The organism is Achromobacter sp. ACM04 (assembly GCF_014851465.1).
Lineage (GTDB): Bacteria > Pseudomonadota > Gammaproteobacteria > Burkholderiales > Burkholderiaceae_B > Achromobacter > Achromobacter aegrifaciens.
Map to the genome: position 1 here is coordinate 532,516 of NZ_JACUZS010000003.1, position 24,039 is coordinate 556,554.

Below are 24,039 nucleotides of genomic sequence, written 5' to 3' on the forward strand. Positions count from 1 at the left end.
AGCCATCGGGATAGAGTCAATCGGAAATCGAAACCAGGGCGTGCGGAGCCGGAGCCTGCCAGAACTCGTCGTCATCGCCGCGGCCGGTCTGGCCCATCAGGACCAGGAACTCCGCCGGCCCCCGCAGCACGGTCAGGCCGTGATGCCAGGCGCCCACGCGGTAGCACACGCCCTGGCTGCCGGTTGCGAGAAACGCTTCCAGCCGCGCCATGTCGGGCAGGTCGTCGGCCCCGGTAGGCGCCACCACCACCAGATAGGGCGAGTCCGTCAGCGGCACGAAACTCTGCGCCGCATAGCGGTGGCGCTCCATCAGCCGGATCTCCACCGGCCCGGGCGGCGCCGCCTGCACCCGGCTGACCCAGCTGGCGTGCCGCACAACTTCGGGGCTGTGCCGCATGGGCTCGGTCAGATGGTGACGGCGCTCCGCGCCCTGGTGCGCGATCACTTCGCCATAAGGCGCGAAGGCCTCCGGCGTGAGCGGCCGCGGGCGGATCACGAGCGGGGAGACATCCATGTCACGCGCCATGGCTCAGATACCCCAGCGAATTCACGTAGCTGCGCCGCACGTTCTCCAGATGCGCCGCCATCGCCTGACGCGCCCGGGTCGATTCCCCCGACAGTAGCGCTTCCACAATCGCCAGATGTTCTTCCCGCGCCTGCACCTGCCGCTGCGGCAGCCGCTCCACATCGCACATCCGCACCTGCCGCCGCGTCGCCGTGATCATCGTCGCCAGATTCCGGTTGCCGCAATACGCCGCCACCAGATCGTGCAGCGCGTTATCGACCTCCCAATCCGACTTCTCGTCCGGCGTCTTCGCATCCAGCAAAGCCTGCAGCCGCGCCCGCAGCCCTTCCAACGGCTCCGCCGGAATCCGCCCGGTCGCCATCGCCGCGGCTTCGCTCTCCAGCAGGCTGCGGATCTGCAGCAGCTCCAGCAGGTCCGTCACGCCAAACGAGCGCACCACGATGGACCCGTTGGACAGCCGCTCCAGCATCCCTTCGCCCAACAACCGGTTCATGGCCGCGCGCAAAGGCGTGCGCGACACCTCCAGCTCATCCGCCAGTCGGCGTTCCTCCAACACTTCCCCCGCCGGAATCCGGCGCGAAACGATCTGGTCCAGCAGGGTTTGATAGGTGCGTTGCGTAGCGTTCATGTGTATTGCAGCGTAAGAAAAAGGCGCGGACGGCAGAGACTCCGAGTTGCCGTCCGGCGCAATGGACGAGAAGGTACCCCACTGGTATCCCAAAGAGATACCAGTAGTATCCCTAATAGGCCTGACCGGATACAGCCAGGCAATCAGAGTGGCGAGAAAAGGGAAGGCAGAGGGAAAGCGGAGGAAAAACGGAAAGGAAGGTGCGGGGGGAGAAAACCGCAAGGAGAGAAAAAACAAGTCCCACGCCAGCGCGCCAGCGCACACCGCCCCGACGCCCCACCACCACGTAAGCTGAATGCGGCCGCCTGCGCGGCCGCAAGCAGCGGGCCCCGCAAACCTCGCCACTACCCACGGGTCTGACGGCGCAGCGAACCAAGAAACTCGTAGTCCGGCGGCGCGGGCCTGGTGGCTGCGAGCAACCTCGATGCGCCCGAGGGAATCTGAAGGAGTCGCCGAAGGCGAGGACGAAGATGACGAAGGGGCAGTCCGGAGCGAACGCTCCGGACCGCAATCGTGGGCGCGAGCAGCCACCAGGCCCGCGCCGCCGGGCGACCTACGAAGACCGCCGAAGCACCAGCAAGAACAACCTCAAGGAGCCGAAACCCGCTCCACCTCCCAAGCCCGCGGCTTCTTGACCGCCCAAGGCTGATACCCCCTGATATCCGCCCGATAAGCCCCAATATCCAACCCGTTATACAAAGGAATACTAGGCACATCCGCCAGGAACAGCCTATGCAGCTGATCAAACGAAGCCTGCCGCTTCGCATGATCCGTATCCGACGACGCCGCCTCGATCAGCTTCAGCGCCTGCGGATTGTCCCAGACCTTGCGCGGCTGCTTCGCCTTGTCCCCCGTCACCATCTCGTAGTTCAGCGCCGCATCCAGCCGCGCCGAATAGGGGAACGTCATCATCTGGTAAGTGCCCGCGTTATAGCGGTCCAGCTGCGTCGCCCATTCCACCACCGACAACTGCGCCTTGATCCCCACCGCCTGCAGCATCGCCTGGATGATCACCGCCGAGTTGTACGACTGCGGATAGCGCTTGGTCGTCAGGATCGTCAGATCCTGCCCCTTGTAGCCCGCTTCGCCCAGCAGCTTCTGCGCCAGCGCCGGATCGTAGTTCCAGCCCTGCTTCTGCGCCGCGTCATAGTAGGGCGACACCAGCGGCACGATCGAATTGTTGGGCTGAGCCAGGCCTTCCGTCACCGCCGCCGCCAGTTGCTGGTAATCGATCGCGTGCGCCAGCGCCTGCCGCATCTTCGGATTGGCCAGCACCGGATCCTTGGTCTGCATCAGCAATGCCGTCATGCTCATCACCGGCGCATGCGCCACCTTGACGTTCGGCGTGCCTTGCAGCACCGGCACGTCGCTATTGGACACGTCCTCGATGATGTCGATGTTGCCGCGCTGCAGGGCCGCCTTGGCGGTGGAATCGTCCGGCACGATCAGGAAGCGCACCTCGTCCACCAGCGGCCGTTTCGATCCCGTATAACCGTCACGCTTGCCGTCCAGGTTCGAATAGCCCGCGAACTTCGTCAGCCGCACGTACTCGCCGCGCTTCCATTCCGCCAATTCGAACGGCCCGGTGCCGATGGGCTTGTCCCAGGAACCGTCCGCCCGCACCGAATCCTTGGACAGGATGCCAGTGCCGCCGCAGTCGGCGCGCGCCAGCGTCGCCAGGAACAGGCTGCTGGGCTTTTCGATGTGGTAGACCACGGTCTGCGCGTCCGGCGCTTCCACGCCCGTCACCTTGACCGTGCCGCGCCCGTCGAACTCGCTGGCGCAACGCCAGCCCGAATTGGCCGCGGTGTAATGCTGCCAGGTCCACAGCACGTCGGCCGACGTCATCGGCTTGCCGTTGTGGAACTTGATGCCTTCGCGCAGCTTGAAGGTATAGGTCTTGCCGTCCGGGCTGATATCCACCGACTTGGCCAGCAGCGGCCGCACCTCGGCGTCCTCTCCGTAGGCCACCAGGCCCTCGACGATGTGCAGCACCACCGCGTCGCTGTTGCTGTCGCGGTTCACGCCGGGTTCGGTGGAGCGGATATCGGCCGTGAACGAAATGCGCAGCGGCGGGGCGGATTGCGCCCAGGCCGCGCCGGCCATGGAGCCCAGCGCCAGCGCAACCGCGGCGCTCAACAAATGGTTTTTCATCGATACGTTTTCCTGGGGTTGCGCGGGCGCGCCGCTTCAGGCGGCAGCCAGCAGTTCGGGTTCGGCGGTCAGGCTGTAGCGGGTGAAACTGCGGTTCAGCGCCGGCAGCGGCGCCACTTCCATCAGGCCGGCCTCGGGCTCCATGATCACCATCGCCACCGTGGCCGACAGATTGTCGTGGCTGCCGGGGCGCGGCGGACGGCACACGGAATAGGGGGCGCCGAAGTCATCGAACAGCGCGCGCTTCAAGTCTTCGCGCGTCAGCTTGGATTCCTCGTTCAGCAGACGGCGCACGCGCCAGTCGCGGTAAGCGCTTTCCGGCGTGCTGGCGCGGCCCGTGTCGCGCAGCTTGCTCAGGGCCACTTCGCTGACCCAGTGGTTGGCGTGGACGATGAGATCGTCGCTGCCCGGGTAGATGGGGAAGGCTTCATCGGTGGTGCATTCGTAGTCGACGCCGAAGCCTGCCGCCATGCCGATCATGATGTTGTTCGAGCAGGACTTGGGCGTGGTCGCCACCGCCTTGATCGCCAGCGCGAAGTGTTCCTGTTCCAGCACCTTGCGGCGGATCAACGAAAGCGGCACGCCCAGCTGGCGGAAGTCGCGGTCGGACTCCAGGTAGTTGGCGGTGATCGAGACGCCGGCGCTGTTCAGGCCGCTGCGCGCCAGTCCGCCCGCTTCGACGAAGGTCAGCATGTCGGGGCCGTTGTCGTTGCGCACGCGCAGCACGATGGCGGTCTCGGCGCATTCCGCGCGCCAGTCCCAGTTCTGCCCATGGATCAGGCGGCCGTTGGCCGAGCGGGTCGGCAGGATCAGCGCGCCGGTGCAGCCGTCGCCCGGCTCCAATTCGGCGGCCTTCTTCTTCTCGGCGCGGGCCTTGGCGATGACTTCGGTGCGCGCGTTCACCATCACGATGTCTTCGAAAGGCACGTCGGCGCCCGCGGCGATGCCGCGCATTTCTTCCAGGTAGTGCGGCGCGAAGTTCTCGATCTCGCGGGCGAAGCCATTGATCAGCTGGGTGCGCGCCATGGCGTCATAGCCCAGGTCGACCAGGGTCTGGCCGTACATCTTGGCGCTCTTGCGCACGCGGTCGGCGGCTTGCTGGCCATACGAGCGGCCGCGGGCCTCGGGCGCGCCCGAAACCGATACGAAGGGAAATTGGGTGATCTGGGTCATGGACTTGGGCGGCGCGCCGCGCCGCAATCTGGGGGTGGGAATTGGATGGCGAAAAAATGTTAGCTTATTTTGGCGCCAATATTGCTCAGGGTTTACCAGTGCAAGCACGCCATGGGCGTCTTGCGTTCAGCGCGTATGGGGGGAGGCGGCCAGCTCGGAGCAGGTCTTGAAGCTGGCGCCTGCGGCGCGGAAGCGCTCCAGCAATTGCTCGACTTTCACCAACCTGGCCGCGCGGCCGACGCCGTTGTCGGCGCGCGGATGCAGGGTCAGGCAGGCATAACCATCGGTCGCCAGCAGCGCATCGCCTTGCTCCACCCAGTGCGCATAGGCACGGTCCTGCGTCACGCGGCGGCTGAAATGGGTGGCGTCGCACAGGCCTTCGCTCCAGGGCAGCTCCACCATGCCGGGGCCGCCGTCCGCGTCCAGCGCGTAGGGGGCGTCGTCGTCGATGGCGCTGCTGTCGTAGCGATAGCCGAGCTGGTGGAGCAGCGGCACGGTATTGGCGGTAAACGCGCTGGCATAGCGAAAGCCTTGCGGGGCGGAGCCGGTCAGTTCGGCCAGCCGGTCGCGGGCCCGTTCCAGCACTTCGCCTTCGCGCTCGCCCAGCGCGGGCAGGTCTTCGTAGGCATTGCCGTGCGAGGCGGCCTCGTGGCCGTCGCGCAGGCTCTGCTCCAGCAGGCCGCGGCAGCGTTCGGCTTCGAATACCGGCCAGAACAGCGTGGCGCGGATGTCCTGGCGGCGCAGCATGTCCAGCACGCGCGCCAGGCCGCCGCCGTAGGTGTAGCGGCCATGCGCGTCGCGCCCGTGCAGCGAGGTTTCGGGCTGGGTCGCGGCTTCGGGGCCGATGCCCTGCACATTGATGGTGACCAGTACGGTTTTGTCGGCGCTCATGCGCTTCTCCAGGCGTCGGGGCGGGCCAGGCAGTGCCGCGCCAGCGCTTCCAGCGTCATGACGTGCACATCGGGTTGTGCGGCCAGATAGGCCAGGAAGCGGTCCAGCGCCGCGGCGCGGGCCGGCGTGCCGGAGCCGCCGGCGGCCTTGGGGTGTACGGTCAGGTGCACATAGCCTTCGGCTGCGCGCAGCGCCTCGAATTCCTGCACCCAGTTGTCACAGGCTTCCGCGGCGAGGCTGTGTCCCGAGAAGTAGAACGGATAGTCGTCCAGCGAGACCGTGTTGTTCGGCAGCATGATGAAGTCCGTCGTGTCCGCCGGCAGGTAGGGACGGTCCTGGTCCTTTTCGCTGGCGTCGTAGCAGTAACCCAGCCGCCGCAGCGCGGGCAGGGTGCGATGGCTCTTGCGGCCCGAGGGCGAGCACCAGCCCGCGGGCGTTACGCCCAGCTCGCGCTGGATGATGCGGTGGGTCTTTTCCAGCAGCGCGGGCTCGTCATCGCCCAGGTCCCAGGCTTCATGCAGATAGCCGTGGGCGGCGATCTCGTGGCCCGCGTCCAGGATGTCGTGGAAGGTCGCCGGATAGTGCTCGACGTCATAGCCGCAGGCAAAGAACGTGGCCGGCATGCCGTGGCGCGCCAGGATCTCCAGATGCCGCGCCACGCCGCGGCGGATGGCATAGCGGCCCGCGGTGTGGGGACCGGCCGGGAACTGCTTGCGGCCGACCTCGACGGCGGGGCCGTCGACGTGGACGGTGACGCAGACCACCGCGCGCACCGGCGCGGCGCCCGCGGCGCGCAGGCCCTGCGCGCGCAGCTCGCGGTCCAGCGCCAGCCAGGGATTGGAGTGGGCGTCCACGGGGACGCCATAGGGTATGCGTTGCATCAGGTGGCCTTGATGTTGGCGCTCTTGATCAGCGTGCGCCACTTTTCGCTTTCGGTGGCGACGAAACGGCTCAGTTCTTGCGGGGTGCTGCCGTGCAGCTCCAGCCCGTTCTGCGTCAATTGCTCCAGGGCGGGCTGCTTGAGCGCGCTTTGCACGGCGCCATTGAGCGTCTGGATGATGGCGGCGGACGTGCCCGCGGGCGCGAACACGCCGTTCCAGCCTATGGCCTGATAGCCGGGAAAGCCCGATTCCGCCACGGTCGGCACGTCGGGCAGCGCCTGCGCGCGCTGCGCCGAGGTCACGGCCAGCGGGCGCGACTTGCCGCCGCGGATGAATTGCTGCTGGTTGATCACCACATCCATCAGGATCGGGAACTGTCCGCCCAGGAAGTCGTTGACCGCGGCTGCCGCGCCCTTGTACGGCACGCCGGGCAGGTCCAGGCCGGCCGTGGCCTTGAGCAGTTCCATGGCCAGGTGCGCAGAGCTGCCGTTCTGCGTGATCCCATAGAAGTACTTGCCCGGATTGGCCTTGATGATGGCGACCAGCTCCTGCAGCGTGCGCGCCGGAAACGACGGATGCACCACCAGCACGTTGTTGTAGTAGCAGACCATGGACACCGGTTCGAAGTCCTTGACCGGGTCATAGCCGATGTTCTCGTACAGGCTCTGGTTCACCGTGTGCGTACCGGTGGAGCCCAGCGCGATGGTGTAGCCGTCCGGCGCCGAACGCGCGGCCTGCTGGGTACCGATGTTGCCTGCGGCGCCACCCTTGTTGATGACGACCACGCTTTGTTTGAGCGCTTCGCCGATGCCCTGGGCCAGCGGACGCGCCACCAGATCGGTGCCGCCGCCAGCGGGGAAGGGCACGATGAACTGGATGGCGCGTTCGGCCGGATAGCCGGCCGCCCAGGCGCGGCCGGGCCGCGCCAGCGCCGCGCTGGCCAAGGTGGCGGCCGAAGCCCCCAGGAAATGCCGGCGGCTGATGCCGCCCTTGGTGCCGCAAGACTGCTTCATGGATTTTCCCCTGATGTTTTCCGCAGGTGCAGTGGCGTGTTGGACGTCAATCTGCCCATTGCTTGAATATCATTATTCGATAAAAAATTGTCTAATCCAATTAGTTTTTATCTATAAATGATAAAAAATAGAAAAACGATAGTTTGCGTCTGGAGGGGAGTCAGGATCTGGTAGTCAGCGCCTATGGCCCAGGCGCGCCGCGGGCATCCCTGTGATACGCTGCGCCCGATCCCGCGTTGTTCCCCGTCCCACGACCGCCATGTCCACCCTGAAGCGAGCCCTAGCGATACTTGACCTCTTCAGCCTGGAAACCCCGGTGCTGTCGGCGGAAGAGATCATTTCGCGCCTGTCGTATTCGGCGCCCACGGGCTACCGCTACATCCGCGACCTGACGGACCTGGGCTATCTGCTGCGCGTGACCGGCGAAGGCTACAAGCTGGGGCCGCGCATCATCGAACTGGACCACCTCATCATCGACGGCGATCCGGTGCTGGGCGTGGCGCGTCCGATCATGCGCGAGGTGGTGGATCAGGTGGGCGGCGACGTATTGCTCAGCGTGATCCACGGCCTGCGCATCCTCAACATCCACCACGAGCGCGGACCCGACGAACTGGGTATTCCGCACGGCCGCGGCCGCGCCCATCCGCTGTTCCGCGGCGCCACGGCCAAGACCATCGTGGCTTTCCTGCCGCGCAAGGATCAGCGCCGCCTGTACGAGGCCCATGCGGACGAGATCCGCGACCTGGGCCTGGGGGCGACTCAGGCCGCATTCACCGGCAAGCTGGACCGGATCCGGGTGCAGGGTTTTTATCTGGGAGTGGGCGAGATCTCGCCAGAACGGGCGGGCATCGCGGTGCCGGTGTTCCAGGAAGACCGGCGCGTGTTCGGCGCGCTGACCGTCACCTTTCTTGCGGCTCGGCTCAACACTATCGCGCAGGACAAGACCACGGCCTTGCTGCAGTCGGCCGCCCGCCGCATCGAATCGCTGGCGCTGGCCACGCGCATGAAGGAACAAGCCCCCGCGCCGTGAGCGCGAGGGCTTGCGTGCTGGTCCGCGTCGGCCATGGCCGGATGTGGCCGGATGCGCCTATTGCTGCGCGGCGCGGGCCGGCGACCCCATGGCCTGGAACAGCGCCGCCGTTTCGGTCAGGCGCGCATTGGCGTATTCGATCTCGCGCAGGCGGGCCGCCACGTAGTGCTGCTCGGCGGCGTACTCGGTATATGGCGCCAGCGCGCCCAGCCGCACGCGGCTGGCGGTGTTGCGGTAGGACTGCTCCGCGGCGCGGCGCGACGCTTCGGCGGAGGCCAGCGCCTGCCCGTCGGCGTCCAGCCGCGACAGTGTGTCGGCCACGTCGCGGAAGGCGGTCAGCACGGTCTGCTTGTATTGCAGCAACGCGGCTTCGTAGCGTTCCTTGGCCGCGCTGCGCTCGGCCAGTAGCGCCCCGCCATGGAAGATAGGCTGCGTGAGCGAAGCGCCGATGGCCCAGACGGCGCCGGCGCCCGACATCGCAGCGGGCCAATTGAAGCCGCTCTTGCCCATGGACGCGGACAAGGACAGGCTGGGGAACAGCTGCGCGGTGGCCAAGCCCACGTCGGCCGCCGCGGCCTGCACCACCGCATCGGCGAACAGGATGTCCGGGCGCGCGGCCAGCAGTTCGGACGGCACCACCACCGGCACTTGTTGCGGCACGGCCAGCATGCTGAAGGCGAGATCGGGCGGAGCCTGGTCCGGATTGCGGCCCAGCAGCACCGCCAGCGCATGGCGCGTCGCATGCCAGCGCGCGCGCAGGCCGGGTAGCGACGCTTCCAGCGTGGCGGCGTCCTGGTCCGCGTCCAGCGCGTCGTTCTGCGAGGCCGAGCCCAATTCGTAGCGGCGCTGCGTGTCGCGCGCGACCTGCCGCGCCAGCACCACCTGCTTCTCCGTCAACGCCACGCGTTCGGCCAGCGCCGCAGCAGTGATGGCGCCTGTGACGATGTTGCTGGCGAGCGAACGGCGGGCCGACTCCAGCTGAAAGGCCTGCTGCTCGACCTGGGCCGCGAGCGAGGCGTTGGCAAAACGCGCCGCGCCGAACAGGTCCAGGTCGTACTTGGCGTGGACCTGGCCGGTGAAGACGTTGTACTGCGCCGTCGGTTCGGGCAGGTTCGGCATGGTCAGCGCGCGCCGGCGGGAGGCATCGGCGCCCGCGTCCACCGAAGGCAGTAACGATGAATTCACCTGGCCGCGCAGCTGTTCGCGCGCGCCGGCCAGGTTGCGTTCGGCGGCGGCAAGGTCCGGGCTGTTGGCGAGACCTTCGGCCACCAGCGCGTTCAGCGCCTCTGATTCATAGCGCTTCCACCATTCGGGCACGGGCCGCGCGCCTTGCTCGAAGCGCTGCGCAACGCCCTGGGCGGCGGCGCTCGCGGGGGGCGTGGCTTCGACGCCGTACTGCGCCGGTTGCGCGACCGCGGGCGGCTTGCTGCTGGGCGCGAAGGCGCAGGCGCCCAGCGCCAGCATCAAGGGCAGGGCGGCCACGCGCAAGGATAGCTGGGTCATCGTCATGCTCCCCGTTCCACCGTGTCGCCGGCGTTGGCGCCCGGCGGCACGCCTTCGGGTTCGTCGCGCTCGTCATGGCGGACGCGGAACCACGCGGCATACAGGGCCGGCAGGAAGAACAGCGTCAGCACGGTGGCGATGGTGATGCCGCCCATCAGGGCGGTGGCCATGGGGCCGAAGAAGTTGCTGCGCAACAGCGGAATCAGCGCCAGCACGGCGGCCGCGGCCGTCAGCGTGATCGGGCGGAAACGCCGCACCGTGGCGCCGACGATGGCGTCCACTCGCTTGTGGCCGGCGCCGATGTCCTGTTCGATCTGATCCACCAGGATGACCGAATTGCGCATGATGATGCCGAACATGGCGATCACGCCCAGCATGGCCACGAAGCCGAAGGGCTTGCCGAACAGCAGCAACGCCGCGACCACGCCTATCAGCCCCAGCGGCGCGGTCAGCACCACCATCAGCACGCGGGCGAAGCTTTGCAGCTGCAGCATCAGCAGGGTCAGCACGGCCACCGCCATCAGCGGCATCTGGGCATTGATCGAGGACTGGCCTTTTGCGCTTTCCTCCACCGGGCCGCCCACCTCGATGCGGTAGCCGACGGGCAACCCGGCGCGCAGGGTGTTGAGCTTGGCATCGATGGCGCGGGTGACGTCTATGCCTTGCGCGCCCGCCGCGACGTCCGCCTGCACCGTGATGGTGGGCTGGCGGTCGCGTTCCCAGATGACGCCATACTCCAGGTCATAGCGCACGTGGCCCAGGCTGCCCAGCGGCACCGCGCCGTTGGGCGTGGGCATGGCCAGGGTGGCCAGGCGCGCGGGATCGATCCGCTCCTCTTGCGGCGCGCGCAGGCTCACGGTGATCAGCTTGTCGCGTTCGCGGTATTGCGTGACCGCGTAGCCCGACAGGGTCATGGCCAGGAAGTCCGAGATATCGCTGGAACTGACGCCCAGCTCGCGCGCCTTTTGCTGGTCGATCTCGAAGCGCACCGAACGTTCGGACGGTTCGTCCCAGTCGAACTGCACATTGGTCGAGCGCGGATCGGCGCGGACCTCGGCGGCCACTTGCTCGGCCACGGCGCGCACGTCGGCGATCCTGTCGCCGCTCACGCGGAACTGCACCTGGAAGCCCACGGGCGGGCCGTTCTCCAGGCGCGACAGGCGGCTGCGTATGGCCGGGAACTGCTCGCGCAGCACCGGCTGCAACCATTGCGCGAGCTTCTCGCGGTCCTCCACCGAATGCGTGGTGATGACCAGCTGGGCAAAGTTCGGGGTGGCGAGCTGCTGGTCCAGCGGCAGGTAGAAGCGCGGTGCGCCGGTGCCAACGAAGCTGACCGAGTGATCGATTTCCGGACGGCCCTCCAGCGCCTTTTCCAGCCGCTCGACCTGGCGCAGCGTGGCCGCGAACGAGGCGCCTTCCTGCAGGCGCACGTCCACCAGCAGTTCGCTGCGGTCGGAACTGGGGAAGAACTGTTGTGGCACGAAGCGGAAGCAGGCCATGGACACGACGAAGATCAGCGCCGTGGCGCCCAGCACCAGGTAGCGGCGGTCCACGCACCAGCCCACCCAGCCGCGCAGGCGCTGATAGAAGCGGGTGTTGTAGATGTCGTGTTCGTGGTCGTCGGGCAGATGGGCTTCGCGCTTGCGTTCCGGCAGCATGCGGTAGCCCAGCAAAGGGATCAGCACCACGGCGGCGAACCACGAGGTGATCAGCGCGATGGCGGACACCTGGAAGATGGAACGGGTGTATTCGCCCGTGCTGGACTTGGCCAGCGCGATCGGCAGGAAGCCCGCCACCGTGACCAGCGTGCCGGTCAGCATGGGAAAGGCAGTGCTGGTGTAGGCGAATGCGGCGGCGCGCGCGCGGCTCCAGCCCTGTTCAAGCTTTACCGCCATCATCTCGACCGCGATGATGGCGTCGTCCACCAGCAGGCCCAGCGCCAGCACCAGCGTGCCCAGCGATACCTTGTGCAGGCCGATGCCGAACATGTCCATGAACAGCGCCGTGACCGCCAGCACCACCGGGATCGAGATGACCACCACCATGCCGGTGCGCAGGCCCAGGGACACCAGGCTCACCGCCAGCACGATGGCCACGGCTTCGGCCACGGAGCGCAGGAAGTCGTCGACGGAATGCGATACCGCCTTGGGCATGCTGGAGACTTCCTTCAGCGTCAGCCCGGCGGGCAACTGGGCCTGGAGTTCCTCGAACTTGGCGCTCAAAGCCTTGCCCAGATGGACCACGTCGCGCCCCGGCTGCATGGTGATGCCTATGCCCAGTACGGCGTTGCCGCCCAGCCGCATCTGCTCGATGGCCGGATCCTGGTAGCCGCGGCGGATGGTGGCGATGTCGCCCAGCCGGATCGATTTGCCGTTGACCCGGATCAGCGTGTCGGCCAGGACGCGGCTGTTGGCGTACTGGCCGCTGGGCCGCACGAAGATGCGGTCGTCGGCGGTGGTCAGCGTGCCCGCGCTCGTCACGGCGTTCTGGCTGTTGATGGCCTGGGCGATCTGCTGCGGCGACACGCCCAGCCGCGTGAGCTGGGTGTTGGAGATCTCGACGTAGATGTGCTCAGGCTGATCGCCGAAGTAGTCCACCTTGGCCACGCCCGGCACGCGCAGCAGCACGGTGCGCAGCCGGTCGGCGTAGTCATGCAGCTGCGCGGGCGAAAAGCCGTCGCCCTGCAGCGTGTAGATGTTGGTATAGACGTCGCCGAATTCGTCGTTGAAGAAGGGGCCTTGCACGCCCGGTGGCAGCGTGGCTGCAATGTCGCCGACCTTCTTGCGCACCTGGTACCACTGTTCGGCCACGGTGCTGGCGGGCGCGGAGTCCTTCATGGTGTAGAAGATCAGCGATTCGCCCGGCCGCGAGTAGCTGCGCATGAAGTCCGTGTTGGGGGCTTCCTGCAGCTTCTTGGCGATGCGGTCGGTGACCTGCTCCTGCACCTGCTGCGCAGTGGCGCCGGGCCATAGCGTCTTGATGACCATGACGCGGAAGGTGAAAGGCGGATCTTCCGATTGCGCCAGCTTCGAGTACGACAGGACGCCGAAGAGCGTGATCAGCGTGATGATGAAGATGACCAGCGGCTGGTGCCGCAGCGCCCATGCCGACAGGTTGAACCGGCCTTCCTCGTGGCGAGGCGCCTGCACGGAAGCGTCATGCTGCGGGCCGCTCATGAGGCGAAATCCTCGGGATGCAGCGGCGGCACGGCGCGGACTTTCTCGCCGGGGGCCACCGCATGCACGCCTTGCCAGACCACGCGTTCGCCCGCCTGCAAGCCCTTGGACAGGGTGACGGTGCGGGCGTCGTAGCGCAGCACCTCGACGCGGCGCAGCTCCAGCGTGTCGGCGTCCGGCTTGACGATCCACACGGCGGGCGCGGGGCCGTCATGGAACAGCGCGGTGGCCGGCACGGTGTAGGTCGTCAGGTTTTCGCCGGAGCGGTTGTCGAAGCTGATATTGGCCGTCATGCCCAGGCGCACGTCCGGGGTCGGGGATTCCAGCGTGAGCTTGGCGCGATAGGTGCGGCTTTGCGGATCCGCGGCCGGCGCGATCTCGCGCAGCACCGCCGAGAACGTCTGGCCGGGCAGCGGGCCGAGCGTGACGCTGGCGCGTTGGCCGATGGCCAGGCCCGCCAGCACGCTTTCCGGCACGTCGCAGATGGCGTCGATGTCGCCGGACCAGGCCAGGCTGTAGACCGGTTCGCCGGCGGCCACGTTCTGTCCGGTGTCCGCCTGCTCCGCGGTGATGACGCCAGCATGGTCGGCCTGCAACGTGGTGTATTTGAGCTGGTCGGCCGCCAACGCTGCCTGCTGTTGAGCTTGGTCGCGTTGCGCCAATGCCGCGGCGTAGGCGTTGCGGGTCTGTTCCAGCTGGGTCGCGGCGATCAGGTTTTCGCGGGCTTGGGCGCGGTCGCGGTCCAGCTGCTGGCGCGCGTAGTCCAGCTGGTGCTGGGCCGCCGACAGCTGTGCGCGGGCGCTGGCCGCGTTCTTGGCGGCGTCGGCCGGATCCAGTTTGGCGACGATCTGCCCGGGGGTGACGGCATCGCCCAGCCGGACCTGGCGCTCGATGATCTTGCCATTGACCCGGAACGACAGCGGGGTGCTGTAGCGCGCCTGCACTTCGCCAGGCAGCGTCCAGGCCGGCAGGCGTTCATCGGCCTGGGCGGGCATGGCGACCACAGGGCGCGGCGCGGGCGGCGGCGCTTCATTGCGGCCGCAGGCAGCGAGCAGCAGAGCAAGTGATGCGGCGGCAGGCAGTGACCACAGGCGCGGCCAATGGCGGGAGCGGTTGGAGGGTGAAAGCGGCGCCGCAGAGGCGGCCGCGGCGGCGCGCGCGGCAAAGCGCGCGGCAGGGCCAGGGCAAGTCACGGAACACCTCGCGGCGCGGAGATTCGGGAATAAGGGCCGGTTTCGACCCGATACGGCCTGGATTCTAATACAGGTATGAATTCGAATTCAATATTGAATCTGAAATGCTCCCCAGTGCTAAACTCCCGCCATGTCAAAAGTCCGCCTTACGCGAGAGCAAAGCCGTGACCAGACGCGCCAGCGTCTGCTCGACGCTGCGCAATCGATCTTTCTTGCCAAGGGATTCGTGGCTGCCAGCGTGGAGGACATCGCCGAGCAGGCGGGGTACACGCGCGGGGCCTTTTATTCCAACTTCACCAGCAAGTCCGAACTGTTCCTGCAACTGCTCAGGCGCGATCACGAGAGCGTGATGAGCGACATGCGCGCCATCTTCGAGGACGGCGAATCGCGTCCGCAGATGGAAGCCCGCGTGCTGGAGTACTACTCCACGCATTACCGCGAGAACGACTGTTTCCTGCTGTGGATGGAAGGCAAGTTGCAGGCGGCGCGCGATCCGGATTTCCGGGCTGGCTTCGTGGCTTGCATGCGGGAATTGCGCGAAGCCACCACGGAATACATCCGCCAGTTTTCTGCGCGGGTCGGCACGCCGCTACGCATGCCGCCGGAACAGATGGCACTGGGCCTGCTGGCCCTGTCGGACGGCATGCAGTTCAGCTATGCCTTCGACCCGCAGGCCGTCACGCCGGAAATGACCGAGGCCGTGCTGGCCGGTTTCTTCCGCAGCGTGGTCTTCGGCGAACCGATGACCGACTAAGGCGGCCGGTTCCCGGCCTCAGGCCAGCAATTCCGAGATTTCGATGAGATTCAGGTCCGGGTCGCGCAGGTAGACCGAGCGGATCTTGCCGGTGGCGCCAGTGCGCGGCACGGGGCCTTCGATGATCCGGGCGCCTTCGCGGTTCAGATGCGCGATCACGTCTTCCAGCGGGCGATCGGCGATGAAGCACAGGTCCAGCGCGCCCGGTACGGGCAGGTGGGCCTTGGGTTCGAACTCATGGCCGCGCACGTGCAGGTTGATCTTCTGGTTGCCGAAGCGCAGCGCCTGGCGGCCTTCGCCAAAGGTTTCCAGGCGCATGCCCAGGATCCGGGTATAGAAGTCCACCGTGGCGTCGGGGTCGGTACAGGTCAGGACCAGATGGTCCAGGTGATCGATCATGGGATATCTCTCCTCTGGCCGGCCCGGCTTGCGGTTTCAGATTGTCAGACGGCCTTAGGCCGTGATAGTAATACTTGCGGCGCGCGGCCGGACTGAGGGGGGACGCGTGCTGGGAATTTCCAACCCTCGGGCGAAAGGAGCGGCAGCATGACTTCAGAAACCCGACCATCCACCATCAATCGCCCAGTGTTCTTTCCGGCGGCCGTGTTCACGCTGCTGCTGGTGGGGTTCGCGATCCTGGCGCCCAAGGTCGCGCAAAGCCTGTTCGAGTCCGTGCAGGGCTGGATATTGGGCAACGCCAGCTGGTTCTATATCCTGGTCGTGGCCATCATCCTGATCGCGGTGGTATTCCTGGCGGTCAGCCGGTATGGCGACATCAAGCTGGGACCCGACCACAGCGAACCCGATTACCGCAACTTCACCTGGTTCGCGATGCTGTTCTCCGCGGGCATGGGGATCGGCCTGATGTTCTTCGGCGTGGCCGAGCCCGTGATGCACTTCATCGCGCCGCCCGTGGGCGAGGGGGGCACCGCCCTTGCGGCCCGTGAAGCCATGAAGATCACCTTCTTCCACTGGGGCCTGCATGCCTGGGCCATCTACGCGGTGGTGGCGCTGATCCTGGCATTCTTCAGCTATCGGCACGGGCTGCCGCTGACCCTGCGTTCGGCGCTGTATCCGCTGATCGGCAACCGCATCCACGGGCCCATCGGGCATGCCGTCGACATCTTCGCCATCATCGGCACGGTGCTGGGCGTGGCGACTTCGCTGGGCCTGGGCGTGGCGCAGATCAACAGCGGCCTGAACCATCTGTTCGGCATTCCGGTGGGCGTGACCACGCAGATCATCCTGGTCATCGTCACCTGCGGCCTGGCGACCTTATCGGTGGCCAGCGGCCTGGACAAGGGGATCCGCATCCTGTCCGAGACCAATCTGGTGCTGGCGGCGGTGCTGCTGCTGTTCGTGCTGGTGGTCGGCCCGACGGTGTTCCTGTTTCAGACCTTTGTTCAGAACACCGGCGCCTACCTGTCTGACATCGTCAACAAGACCTTCAACCTGTATGCCTACGAACCCACCGACTGGATCGGCGGCTGGACGCTGTTCTACTGGGGCTGGTGGATTGCGTGGTCGCCCTTTGTGGGCCTGTTCATCGCGCGCATCTCGCGCGGCCGCACCATCCGCGAATTCGTCACCGGCGTGCTGCTGGTGCCGGCCGGCTTCACGCTGTTCTGGATGACGGTGTTCGGCGATACCGCCATCCACATGATCCTGGTCGACAAGGTGCAGGGCCTGGCGGAAGTGGTGCAGGCCGATTCTTCCTTGGCGCTGTTCGCCTTCCTGGAACAATTGCCCTGGAGCGGGGTGCTGTCCGTCGTCGCGATCGCGATGGTGGCGGTGTTCTTCGTGACCTCGGCCGACTCGGGCGCGCTGGTGGTCGACCTGCTGGCCTCCGGCGGTTCGGACCGCACGCCCGTGTGGCAACGCATCTTCTGGTCGGTGCTGATGGGGGCGGTGGCGATCGCGCTGCTGCTGGCCGATGGCCTCACGGCCCTGCAAACCGCGACCATCGCCAGCGCGCTGCCTTTCTCCATCATTCTGCTGCTGTCGCTGTGGGGCCTGTTCAAGGCGCTCAAGCTGGACGCGACCAAGCGCGGCATCCGCTACCAGTCGCTGACCTTGTCACGCCCCGCGCGCGGCGGACAGTCATGGGAGCGGCGCCTGCGCAACATGGTCATGATGCCGCGCCGCGCCCATGTGCAGCGCTTCATCAGCGACGTGGTGCGGCCCGCCATGGAAGACGTGGCGGACGAACTGCGCAAGCAGGGCTACCAGGTGGAAGTGCGCGAGCACGGCAACGACGAGGGCGTGATCATGGAAGTCTCCCATGGCGAGCACCTGGACTTTTCCTACGCGGTGCAGCCCGAGGCTTTCGTGCGTCCCAGCCTCACGCCCGAGGAAGCGGCCGACGAGGACGAGCGCAAGTACTTCCGCGCCGAGGTCCACCTGCGCGAAGGCGGGCAGGATTACGACATCATGGGCTGGAGCCGCGACGCCGTCATCGGCGACATCCTGGACCAGTACGAACGGCATCGCCACTATCTGCACATGGTGCGGACCTAGCCGCGTTGCGCTCCACGAAACCGCCAGCCTGCTGGCGGTTTTTTTTGCCCACACGGCCCGCAGGGGCTTGCGCGCCATAGTCCGCCGCTATGCAGGGGATTGGATTAACCCTTTTGACGAAATGCCCGATATCGTGGATTATCCAAGAACATTCTTTGATAAATAGCGAGTCAATCATGAAGGCGAAATCAGGAGCGTGGGCGGCTGGGGTCGTGGCGCTGGCGCTGGCGGGCGGCGGACTGTACTGGAAGTACGGCGGCGCGCAGCAAAAGGGCGGCTGGGCCATGGCGCCGGCCAAGGTCGCGGTGGCCGCCGCGCGGCAGGCGGACTTCCCTGTCACGCTGAGCGGCATCGGCTCGCTGGAGGCGGCGCGCCAGGTGCAGGTAGCGGCCGAAGTGGACGGCCGGGTCGACCGTATCCTGTTCGCCTCGGGCGCGCAGGTCCAGGCCGGCCAGTTGCTGGTGCAATTGAACGACGCGCCCGAGCAGGGCGAACTGGCCCGGCTGCAGGCCCAGGCGCGCAATGCGCGCGCCTTGCTGGACCGCACCCGCCGCCTGCTGCCGCAACAGGCCGCCACGCGCGAACAACTGGACCAGGCGCAGGCCGACTACGACCAGGCCGCGGGCGACATCAAGCGCGTGCAGGCCTTGATCGAGCAAAAGCGCATCAAAGCGCCGTTTGACGGCGTGCTGGGCGTGCGCCGCGTGAACCTGGGGCAATTCGCTCGCGCCGGCGATCCGCTGGTATCGCTGACCGACGCTTCCGCCATGTACGCCAACATCACCCTGCCCGAGCAGGCCATGGGCGCGTTGCGCGCGGGCCAGCCGGTGGCGGTGACCGTGGACGCCCATGCGGGACGCGTCTTCGAAGGTCAGATCACCACTGTGGAGCCGCAAGTGGACGCAGGGTCGCGCACCGTGCGCGTGCAGGCGACCCTGCCGAACGCCGACGGCGCGCTCGCGGCCGGCATGTATGCCCAGGGCCAGATCGGCCTGCCCGCGCGTCCCGGCGTGATCACCGTGCCGGAAACCGCGGTCAGTTACAGCGCCTATGGCGATTCCGTCTACGTGCTGAACCCGCCCAAGGCGGGCGAGGCGTCCGCCGGCCCGACGGTCCGCCAGGCCTATGTGAAGACGGCCGAGCGCGTGCGCGGCCGCGTGGTCGTGACCGAAGGCTTGCAGGCGGGCGACCAGGTCGTGACCTCAGGCCAGCTGCGCCTGCACAACGGCGCGGCGGTCGAGGTCGGCGCCGAGGACACCGTGGCGTTGGACGCCGCGCAGCAGACCGTGGCGCAAGTCCGGTAAGGGCGCGGAGCAGAACATGAAATTCACCGATCTCTTCGTGCGCCGGCCAGTGCTGGCGCTGGTGGTCAGCACGCTGATCCTGCTGCTGGGCATCAAGGCCCTGAGCGGCCTGCCGGTGCGGCAGTATCCGCTGACCGAAAGTACCACCATCACCATCACCACCCAGTATCCGGGCGCTTCGCCCGACCTCATGCAAGGCTTCGTCACCCAGCCCATCGCGCAGTCCGTGGCCACGGTGGAAGGCATCGACTACCTGTCGTCTTCCTCCACGCAGGGCCGCAGCGTGATCACGGTACGGATGAAGCTGAACGCCGACTCCAACAAGGCCATGACGGAGGTGATGGCCAAGGTCAACGAGGTCAAGTACCGCCTGCCGCAGGACGTCTACGACCCCGTGCTGGTCAAGTCCGCCGGCGAGGCGACCGCCGTGGCCTATGTCGGCTTTTCCAGCAGCACCTTGTCGCTGGCGTCCCTGACGGATTATCTGTCGCGCGTGGTGCAGCCGCAGCTCTCGTCCATCGACGGCGTGGCCAGCGTGGAACTCTACGGCGGGCAAAAACTGGCCATGAGGGTGTGGCTGGACCCGAACCGGATGGCGGCGCGCGGCATTTCCGCGGGCGAACTGGCCGACGCGCTGCGCGACAACAACGTGCAGGCGGCGCCGGGGCAGGCCAAGGGCCTGTACGTGGTGTCCAACATCCAGGTCAACACGGACCTGGTCAACGTCGCGGAATTCCGCGACATGGTGGTCAAGCGCGAGGGCGACGCGATCGTGCGCCTGGGCGACGTGGCCACGGTGGAACTGGGCGCGGCATCTACCGATTCCAGCGGTCTGATGGACGGCGAGCCGGCGGTGTACTTCGGCCTTAACGCCACGCCGGTGGGCAATCCGCTGGTGATCGTCAAACGCCTGAACGAGTTGCTGCCCAACATCAAGCAGAACCTGCCGCCCGGCACCAGCGTACAGGTGCCGTTCGAGCTGGCCCGCTTCATCAGCGCTTCCATCGATGGCGTGGTGCATACGCTGATCGAGGCCATCGCCATCGTGGTGGTGGTGATCTTCCTGTGCCTGGGTTCCTTGCGCGCCGTGCTGATTCCGGTGCTGACCATTCCCCTGTCCATGCTGGGCGGGGCTGCCATCATGGCGCTGTTCGGCTTCAGCGTGAACCTGCTGACCTTGCTGGCCATGGTGCTGGCTATCGGCCTGGTGGTGGACGACGCCATCGTGGTCGTGGAAAACGTGCACCGCCACATCGAAGAGGGCAAGTCGCCTGTGCGCGCGGCCCTCATCGGCGCGCGCGAAGTGGCGGGGCCTGTGATCGCGATGACCATCACGCTGGCCGCGGTCTACGCGCCGATCGGCCTGATGGGCGGGCTTACTGGTTCGCTCTTCAAGGAGTTCGCCTTCACCCTGGCCGGATCCGTGGTCGTGTCGGGCGTCATTGCGCTGACCTTGTCGCCCGTGATGAGCTCGTTCCTGCTCAACAGCCGGGTCTCCGAGGGCTGGATGGCGCGCCGCGCCGAGCATTTCTTCGGACGCCTGGGCGATGCCTATGGCCGCGTGCTGGACGTCTCGCTGCATCACCGATGGGTGACCGGGCTGATTGCCGTGGCGGTACTGGCGAGCCTGCCGTTCCTCTACAACGCCGCGCAGCGCGAGCTGGCGCCGGTCGAAGACCAGTCGACAGTGCTGACCGCGATCAAGTCGCCGCAGCACGCCAATATCGACTACGTGGAGAAATTCGGCCGCAAGTGGGACGACGTCATGAAGACCCTGCCGGAACAGCAGGGGCGCTGGCTGATCAACGGTTCCGACGGCGTCTCCAACAGCATCGGCGGCGTGGACTTCGTGCCTTGGGAAAAGCGCGAGCGTTCGGCCGACCAGATCCAGGCCGACATGCAGGCCATGGTGAACCAGGTCGAGGGCAGCAATATCTTCGCCTTCCAGCTGCCGTCCCTGCCGGGCTCCACCGGCGGGCTGCCGGTACAGATGGTCATCATGAGCGCGTCCGACTATCCGGTGGTCTATGAGGCCATGGAGGGCCTGAAGAAGGCGGCGCGTGAAAGCGGCTTGTTCATGGTGGTCGACAGCGACCTGGACTACAACAATCCGGTGGTGCAACTGAAGGTGGACCGCGCCAAGGCCAACAGCCTGGGTGTCACCATGAAGGCCATCGGCGACACGCTGGCCGTGCTGGTGGGCGAGAACTACGTGAACCGCTTCGGCATGGACGGCCGTTCCTACGACGTTATTCCGCAGAGCCTGCGCGAACAGCGTATTTCGCCGGAGTCGCTGGCGCGCTACTACGTCAAGAGCGCCAGCGGCGCGCAGGTGCCGCTGTCCAACCTTGTGACCGTGTCCATGGGGGTGGAGCCCAACAAGCTGACGCAGTTCAACCAGCTCAACGCGGCCACCTTCCAGGCCATCCCGATGCCGGGCGTGACCATGGGCGATGCGGTGCAGTTCCTGACCCGGCAAGCCCAGTTCCTGCCTGCAGGCTTCAGCTACGACTGGCAGTCGGATGCGCGCCAGTACAGCCAGGAAGGCTCGGCGCTGATGATCACCTTCATCTTCGCCATCATCGTGATCTACCTGGTGCTGGCGGCGCAATACGAGAGCCTGCGCGACCCCTTCATCATCCTGGTGAGCGTGCCCATGTCGATCTGCGGCGCGCTGATACCGCTGGCGCTGGGCATGGCTACCGTCAACATCTATACCCAGATCGGGCTGGTGACGCTGATCGGCCTGATCAGCAAGCACGGCATCCTGATGGTGGAGTTCGCCAATGAAATGCAGGTCAGCCACGGGCTGGACCGGCGCACCGCGATGGAGCAGGCCGCCCGCATCCGGCTGCGTCCCATCCTGATGACGACCGCCGCCATGGTCATGGGCTTGATCCCGTTGCTGTTCGCCAGCGGCGCGGGCGCGCACAGCCGCTACAGCCTGGGCCTGGTCATCGTGGTGGGCCTGCTGGTGGGCACGCTGTTTACGTTGTTCGTGCTGCCCACCGTCTACACCGTATTCGCCCGCGACCACCGCGCAGCGCACGACACGCCGCGCGCCCGGGAACTGGCGCTGGCCCAGGCCGAGGACGCCGCGGCACCCGGCGCCTCCGCCTAGCCGAAGGAAACCATCATGAAGCACTCACAACTTTCCATACGCATGCGCCGCGGCGCGGCCGTGCTGCTGGCCGCGCTGGCCACGGCCGGCTGCGCCGTCGGACCCGACTACCAGAAACCCCAGGCTGCTCCGGTGGCGTTGGCCAGCCCTGAACAGGCCCTGTTCTCAACCGATCAATTGCAGCGCGACTGGTGGAAGCAATTGCAGGACCCCCAGCTGGACCGGCTGATCGATCTGGCGCTGTCGCGCAATCTGGATATCCGCATGGCGCAGGCGCGCCTGGCCGAGTCGCGCGCGGTGCTGGACGAGAAGGAACTGGACCAGTTGCCGGCGGTCACGCTGGGCGGCGGCTATGAACGCAGCCTGTCGCAGGCCAATGCCGGCGTCGCGGGCCAGCGCAATCTGGCCGAGAGCTACCGGGCGGGCTTTGACGCCACCTGGGAGCTGGACCTGTTCGGCCGGCTGCGCCGGGCGGCCGAGGGCGCGGCCGCGCGCAGCGAGGCGCAGGCCGCGGACCTGGCCCAGACCCGCATCGTCGTGGCCGCCGAAGTGGCGCGCAATTACTTCGAGCTGCGCGGCGCGGAACAGCGCCTGGCCGTGGCGCGCGCCAACCTGGAAAGCCAGCGCGACAGCCTGCGCGTGATCCAGGCCATGGTGTCGGCCGGCCGCGGCGACGAAGGCGACCTGGCCAGCGCCCGCGCCGAACTGGAGACCGTGCAGGCCAGCGTGCCGTTGCAGATCGCGGCCCGACGGCTGGCGCAGTACCGGATCGCGGTGTTGGCGGGCCTGCGGCCGGTGGAGCTGGGCGAGCTCGATGCGGGCAAGGCGCTGGCGCCCCTGGATACCCGCCTGCCGATCGGCGACGTGAGCGCCTTGCTGTCGCGCCGCCCGGACGTGCTGGCGGCCGAACGCGGCATGGCTGCGGCCAACGCCGACGTGGGCGTGGCGACTGCGGAGCTCTATCCGCGCATCGACCTGGGCGGGTTCCTGGGTTTCGTCGCCCTGCGCGGCGCGGATTTCGGCTCATCGGCCAGCCGCGCGTTCAGCGTGGCGGCCACGGCCAACTGGCCTGCCTTCCATCTGCCCACGGCGCTGGCGCGCAAGCGTGGCGCGGTGGCGCGCGCGGACGGCGCCGTCGCCAGCTACGAGCTGACCGTGCTGCGCGCGGTCGAGGAACTGGAATCGGCGCTGACGGAGTACGGCCAGACCCAGCAGCGCCTGGGCAGCCTGGCGCAGGCGGCCGTGCATAGCGGCAGGGCGGCGGAACTGGCGCAGCTGCGCTACCGTGAGGGCAATACGCCGTATTTGACGGTGCTGGACGCGCAGCGTACGCTTTTGCGCGCCCAGGACGCCGTGGCCGTGGCCGAAACCGAGTCCTATACCCGCCTGATCGCGCTTTACAAAGCCTTGGGGGGCGGATGGGAGGCGCCCTCGATGGATCCGCCGGCCGCTTCCGGCTGACCGGCAGGCCAGGTTCATGGCACCATAGGCAAACAACCGGAGTATGCACATCCATGTCTGACAGTCCGTCCCATCCCGTGGTCTGGGAGCATCAGCCCGCCGATCGCGTGCTCATGACCCTGAAGACGCGGGGCCCGCAATCCGTCGCCGTCATTGCCAAGGCCCTGGACGTGACGGCCGAGGCCGTGCGTCAGCAGATGACGCGCCTGCATGCGGAAGGACTGGTGGATTCCGAAAGCCACAGCGCGGGCCGGGGCCGGCCCACGCAGATCTGGTTCCTCACCGATGCCGGAAACGGGCGCTTCCCGGACACGCATGCCGAAATGACGGTGCAGATGCTGGGCGCGGTGCGCCAGGTGTTTGGCGAAGAGGGCATCGAAAAGCTGATCCAGGCGCGCGAAGCCGCCATGCTCAGCAGCTACCGCCAGGCCATGCAGGGCGCCCGCAGCCTGAAGGAAAGGCTGGAGCGGCTGGTGGAAGTCCGCTCTGCCGAAGGCTACATGGCCGAGCTGCGCAAGGATGGCGCGGACTTCCTGTTCATCGAGAACCACTGCCCGATCTGCTCCGCGGCCAAAGCCTGTATGGGCTTTTGCCGCAGCGAGCTGGAACTCTTCCACAAGGTGCTAGGAGCAGAAGTCCGGGTGCGCCGCGAAGAACACATCCTCGCGGGCGCGCGCCGCTGCGCCTACCGCATCGACAAGGCTGGCTGACCAG

General features: G+C 67.0%; 18 protein-coding genes. 7 read left to right on the forward strand and 11 right to left on the reverse strand.

The window, feature by feature from the left end; translation table 11 throughout:
• Nucleotides 1-16 precede the first annotated feature (16 nt).
• The 7 genes from IB259_RS18850 to IB259_RS18880 all read right to left on the reverse strand — a co-directional run bounded on the left by IB259_RS18850 (nt 17) and on the right by IB259_RS18880 (nt 7,266).
• Nucleotides 17-514, reverse strand: coding sequence for an ureidoglycolate lyase (locus tag IB259_RS18850; protein WP_225588993.1), 498 nt, complete (start codon nt 512-514; stop codon nt 17-19).
• 1 nt (nt 515) lies between these two features.
• Nucleotides 516-1,154 carry a GntR family transcriptional regulator gene (locus tag IB259_RS18855; RefSeq protein WP_054450430.1) on the reverse strand — a complete coding sequence of 213 codons (639 nt, stop codon included), beginning with the start codon at nt 1,152-1,154 and terminating at the stop codon, nt 516-518.
• A gap of 588 nt (nt 1,155-1,742) precedes the next feature.
• On the reverse strand, nt 1,743-3,308 hold the full coding sequence (locus tag IB259_RS18860; protein WP_175181215.1) for an ABC transporter substrate-binding protein: 1,566 nt from the start codon (nt 3,306-3,308) through the stop codon (nt 1,743-1,745).
• Nucleotides 3,309-3,344: 36 nt separating this feature from the next.
• Nucleotides 3,345-4,481 (reverse strand): C45 family peptidase, encoded by a 1,137-nt coding sequence (locus tag IB259_RS18865; protein WP_054451307.1) that lies wholly within the window; start codon nt 4,479-4,481, stop codon nt 3,345-3,347.
• 126 nt (nt 4,482-4,607) lie between these two features.
• Entirely contained in the window at nt 4,608-5,372 is a 765-nt protein-coding gene (locus tag IB259_RS18870; RefSeq protein WP_125473042.1) for a polysaccharide deacetylase family protein, read from the reverse strand.
• Nucleotides 5,369-6,253: a polysaccharide deacetylase family protein gene (locus IB259_RS18875; RefSeq protein ID WP_192329896.1), complete on the reverse strand. Its 885-nt coding sequence runs from the start codon at nt 6,251-6,253 to the stop codon at nt 5,369-5,371. The genes IB259_RS18870 and IB259_RS18875 overlap by 4 nt, the downstream gene beginning before the upstream one ends.
• Nucleotides 6,253-7,266 carry a tripartite tricarboxylate transporter substrate binding protein gene (locus IB259_RS18880; protein WP_054450434.1) on the reverse strand — a complete coding sequence of 338 codons (1,014 nt, stop codon included), beginning with the start codon at nt 7,264-7,266 and terminating at the stop codon, nt 6,253-6,255. The genes IB259_RS18875 and IB259_RS18880 overlap by 1 nt, the downstream gene beginning before the upstream one ends.
• Before the next feature lie 259 nt (nt 7,267-7,525).
• Here IB259_RS18880 and IB259_RS18885 point away from each other — a divergent pair, with 259 nt between their 5' ends.
• Nucleotides 7,526-8,296 (forward strand): IclR family transcriptional regulator, encoded by a 771-nt coding sequence (locus IB259_RS18885; RefSeq protein WP_192329898.1) that lies wholly within the window; start codon nt 7,526-7,528, stop codon nt 8,294-8,296.
• A gap of 57 nt (nt 8,297-8,353) precedes the next feature.
• Here the strand turns inward: IB259_RS18885 and IB259_RS18890 are convergent, their stop codons facing one another.
• The 3 genes from IB259_RS18890 to IB259_RS18900 are packed head-to-tail and all read right to left on the reverse strand — an operon-like array spanning nt 8,354 to nt 14,066.
• Nucleotides 8,354-9,799, reverse strand: coding sequence for an efflux transporter outer membrane subunit (locus IB259_RS18890; protein ID WP_054451308.1), 1,446 nt, complete (start codon nt 9,797-9,799; stop codon nt 8,354-8,356).
• 2 nt (nt 9,800-9,801) lie between these two features.
• Complete coding sequence (locus IB259_RS18895; RefSeq protein ID WP_192329900.1) at nt 9,802-12,975, reverse strand: efflux RND transporter permease subunit; 3,174 nt, start codon at nt 12,973-12,975, stop codon at nt 9,802-9,804.
• On the reverse strand, nt 12,972-14,066 hold the full coding sequence (locus IB259_RS18900) for an efflux RND transporter periplasmic adaptor subunit (protein ID WP_192330098.1): 1,095 nt from the start codon (nt 14,064-14,066) through the stop codon (nt 12,972-12,974). Before IB259_RS18900 ends, IB259_RS18895 begins: the two co-directional genes overlap by 4 nt.
• A 232-nt stretch (nt 14,067-14,298) precedes the next feature.
• Here IB259_RS18900 and IB259_RS18905 point away from each other — a divergent pair, with 232 nt between their 5' ends.
• The gene (locus tag IB259_RS18905) at nt 14,299-14,922 is read left to right on the forward strand and encodes a TetR/AcrR family transcriptional regulator (protein ID WP_192329902.1); all 624 of its coding nucleotides are present in this window, start codon (nt 14,299-14,301) and stop codon (nt 14,920-14,922) included.
• Between the two features lie 18 nt (nt 14,923-14,940).
• Here IB259_RS18905 and IB259_RS18910 read toward each other — a convergent pair whose 3' ends face one another.
• Complete coding sequence (locus IB259_RS18910; protein WP_054450441.1) at nt 14,941-15,321, reverse strand: VOC family protein; 381 nt, start codon at nt 15,319-15,321, stop codon at nt 14,941-14,943.
• Between the two features lie 147 nt (nt 15,322-15,468).
• On the opposite strand from IB259_RS18910, the gene IB259_RS18915 reads away from it, so the two are divergent.
• From IB259_RS18915 to IB259_RS18935, 5 genes are all read left to right on the forward strand, one after another.
• Entirely contained in the window at nt 15,469-17,439 is a 1,971-nt protein-coding gene (locus tag IB259_RS18915; protein WP_054450443.1) for a choline BCCT transporter BetT, read from the forward strand.
• Nucleotides 17,440-17,615: 176 nt separating this feature from the next.
• The gene (locus IB259_RS18920; protein ID WP_054450445.1) at nt 17,616-18,743 is read left to right on the forward strand and encodes an efflux RND transporter periplasmic adaptor subunit; all 1,128 of its coding nucleotides are present in this window, start codon (nt 17,616-17,618) and stop codon (nt 18,741-18,743) included.
• A 16-nt stretch (nt 18,744-18,759) separates the two neighbouring features.
• Complete coding sequence (locus IB259_RS18925) at nt 18,760-21,864, forward strand: MexW/MexI family multidrug efflux RND transporter permease subunit (RefSeq protein ID WP_125473049.1); 3,105 nt, start codon at nt 18,760-18,762, stop codon at nt 21,862-21,864.
• Between the two features lie 15 nt (nt 21,865-21,879).
• A complete protein-coding gene (locus IB259_RS18930; RefSeq protein WP_192329904.1) occupies nt 21,880-23,325 on the forward strand; it encodes an efflux transporter outer membrane subunit in 1,446 nt (481 codons plus the stop codon).
• 53 nt (nt 23,326-23,378) lie between these two features.
• Entirely contained in the window at nt 23,379-24,035 is a 657-nt protein-coding gene (locus IB259_RS18935) for a metalloregulator ArsR/SmtB family transcription factor (RefSeq protein ID WP_054450450.1), read from the forward strand.
• Nucleotides 24,036-24,039 lie beyond the last annotated feature (4 nt).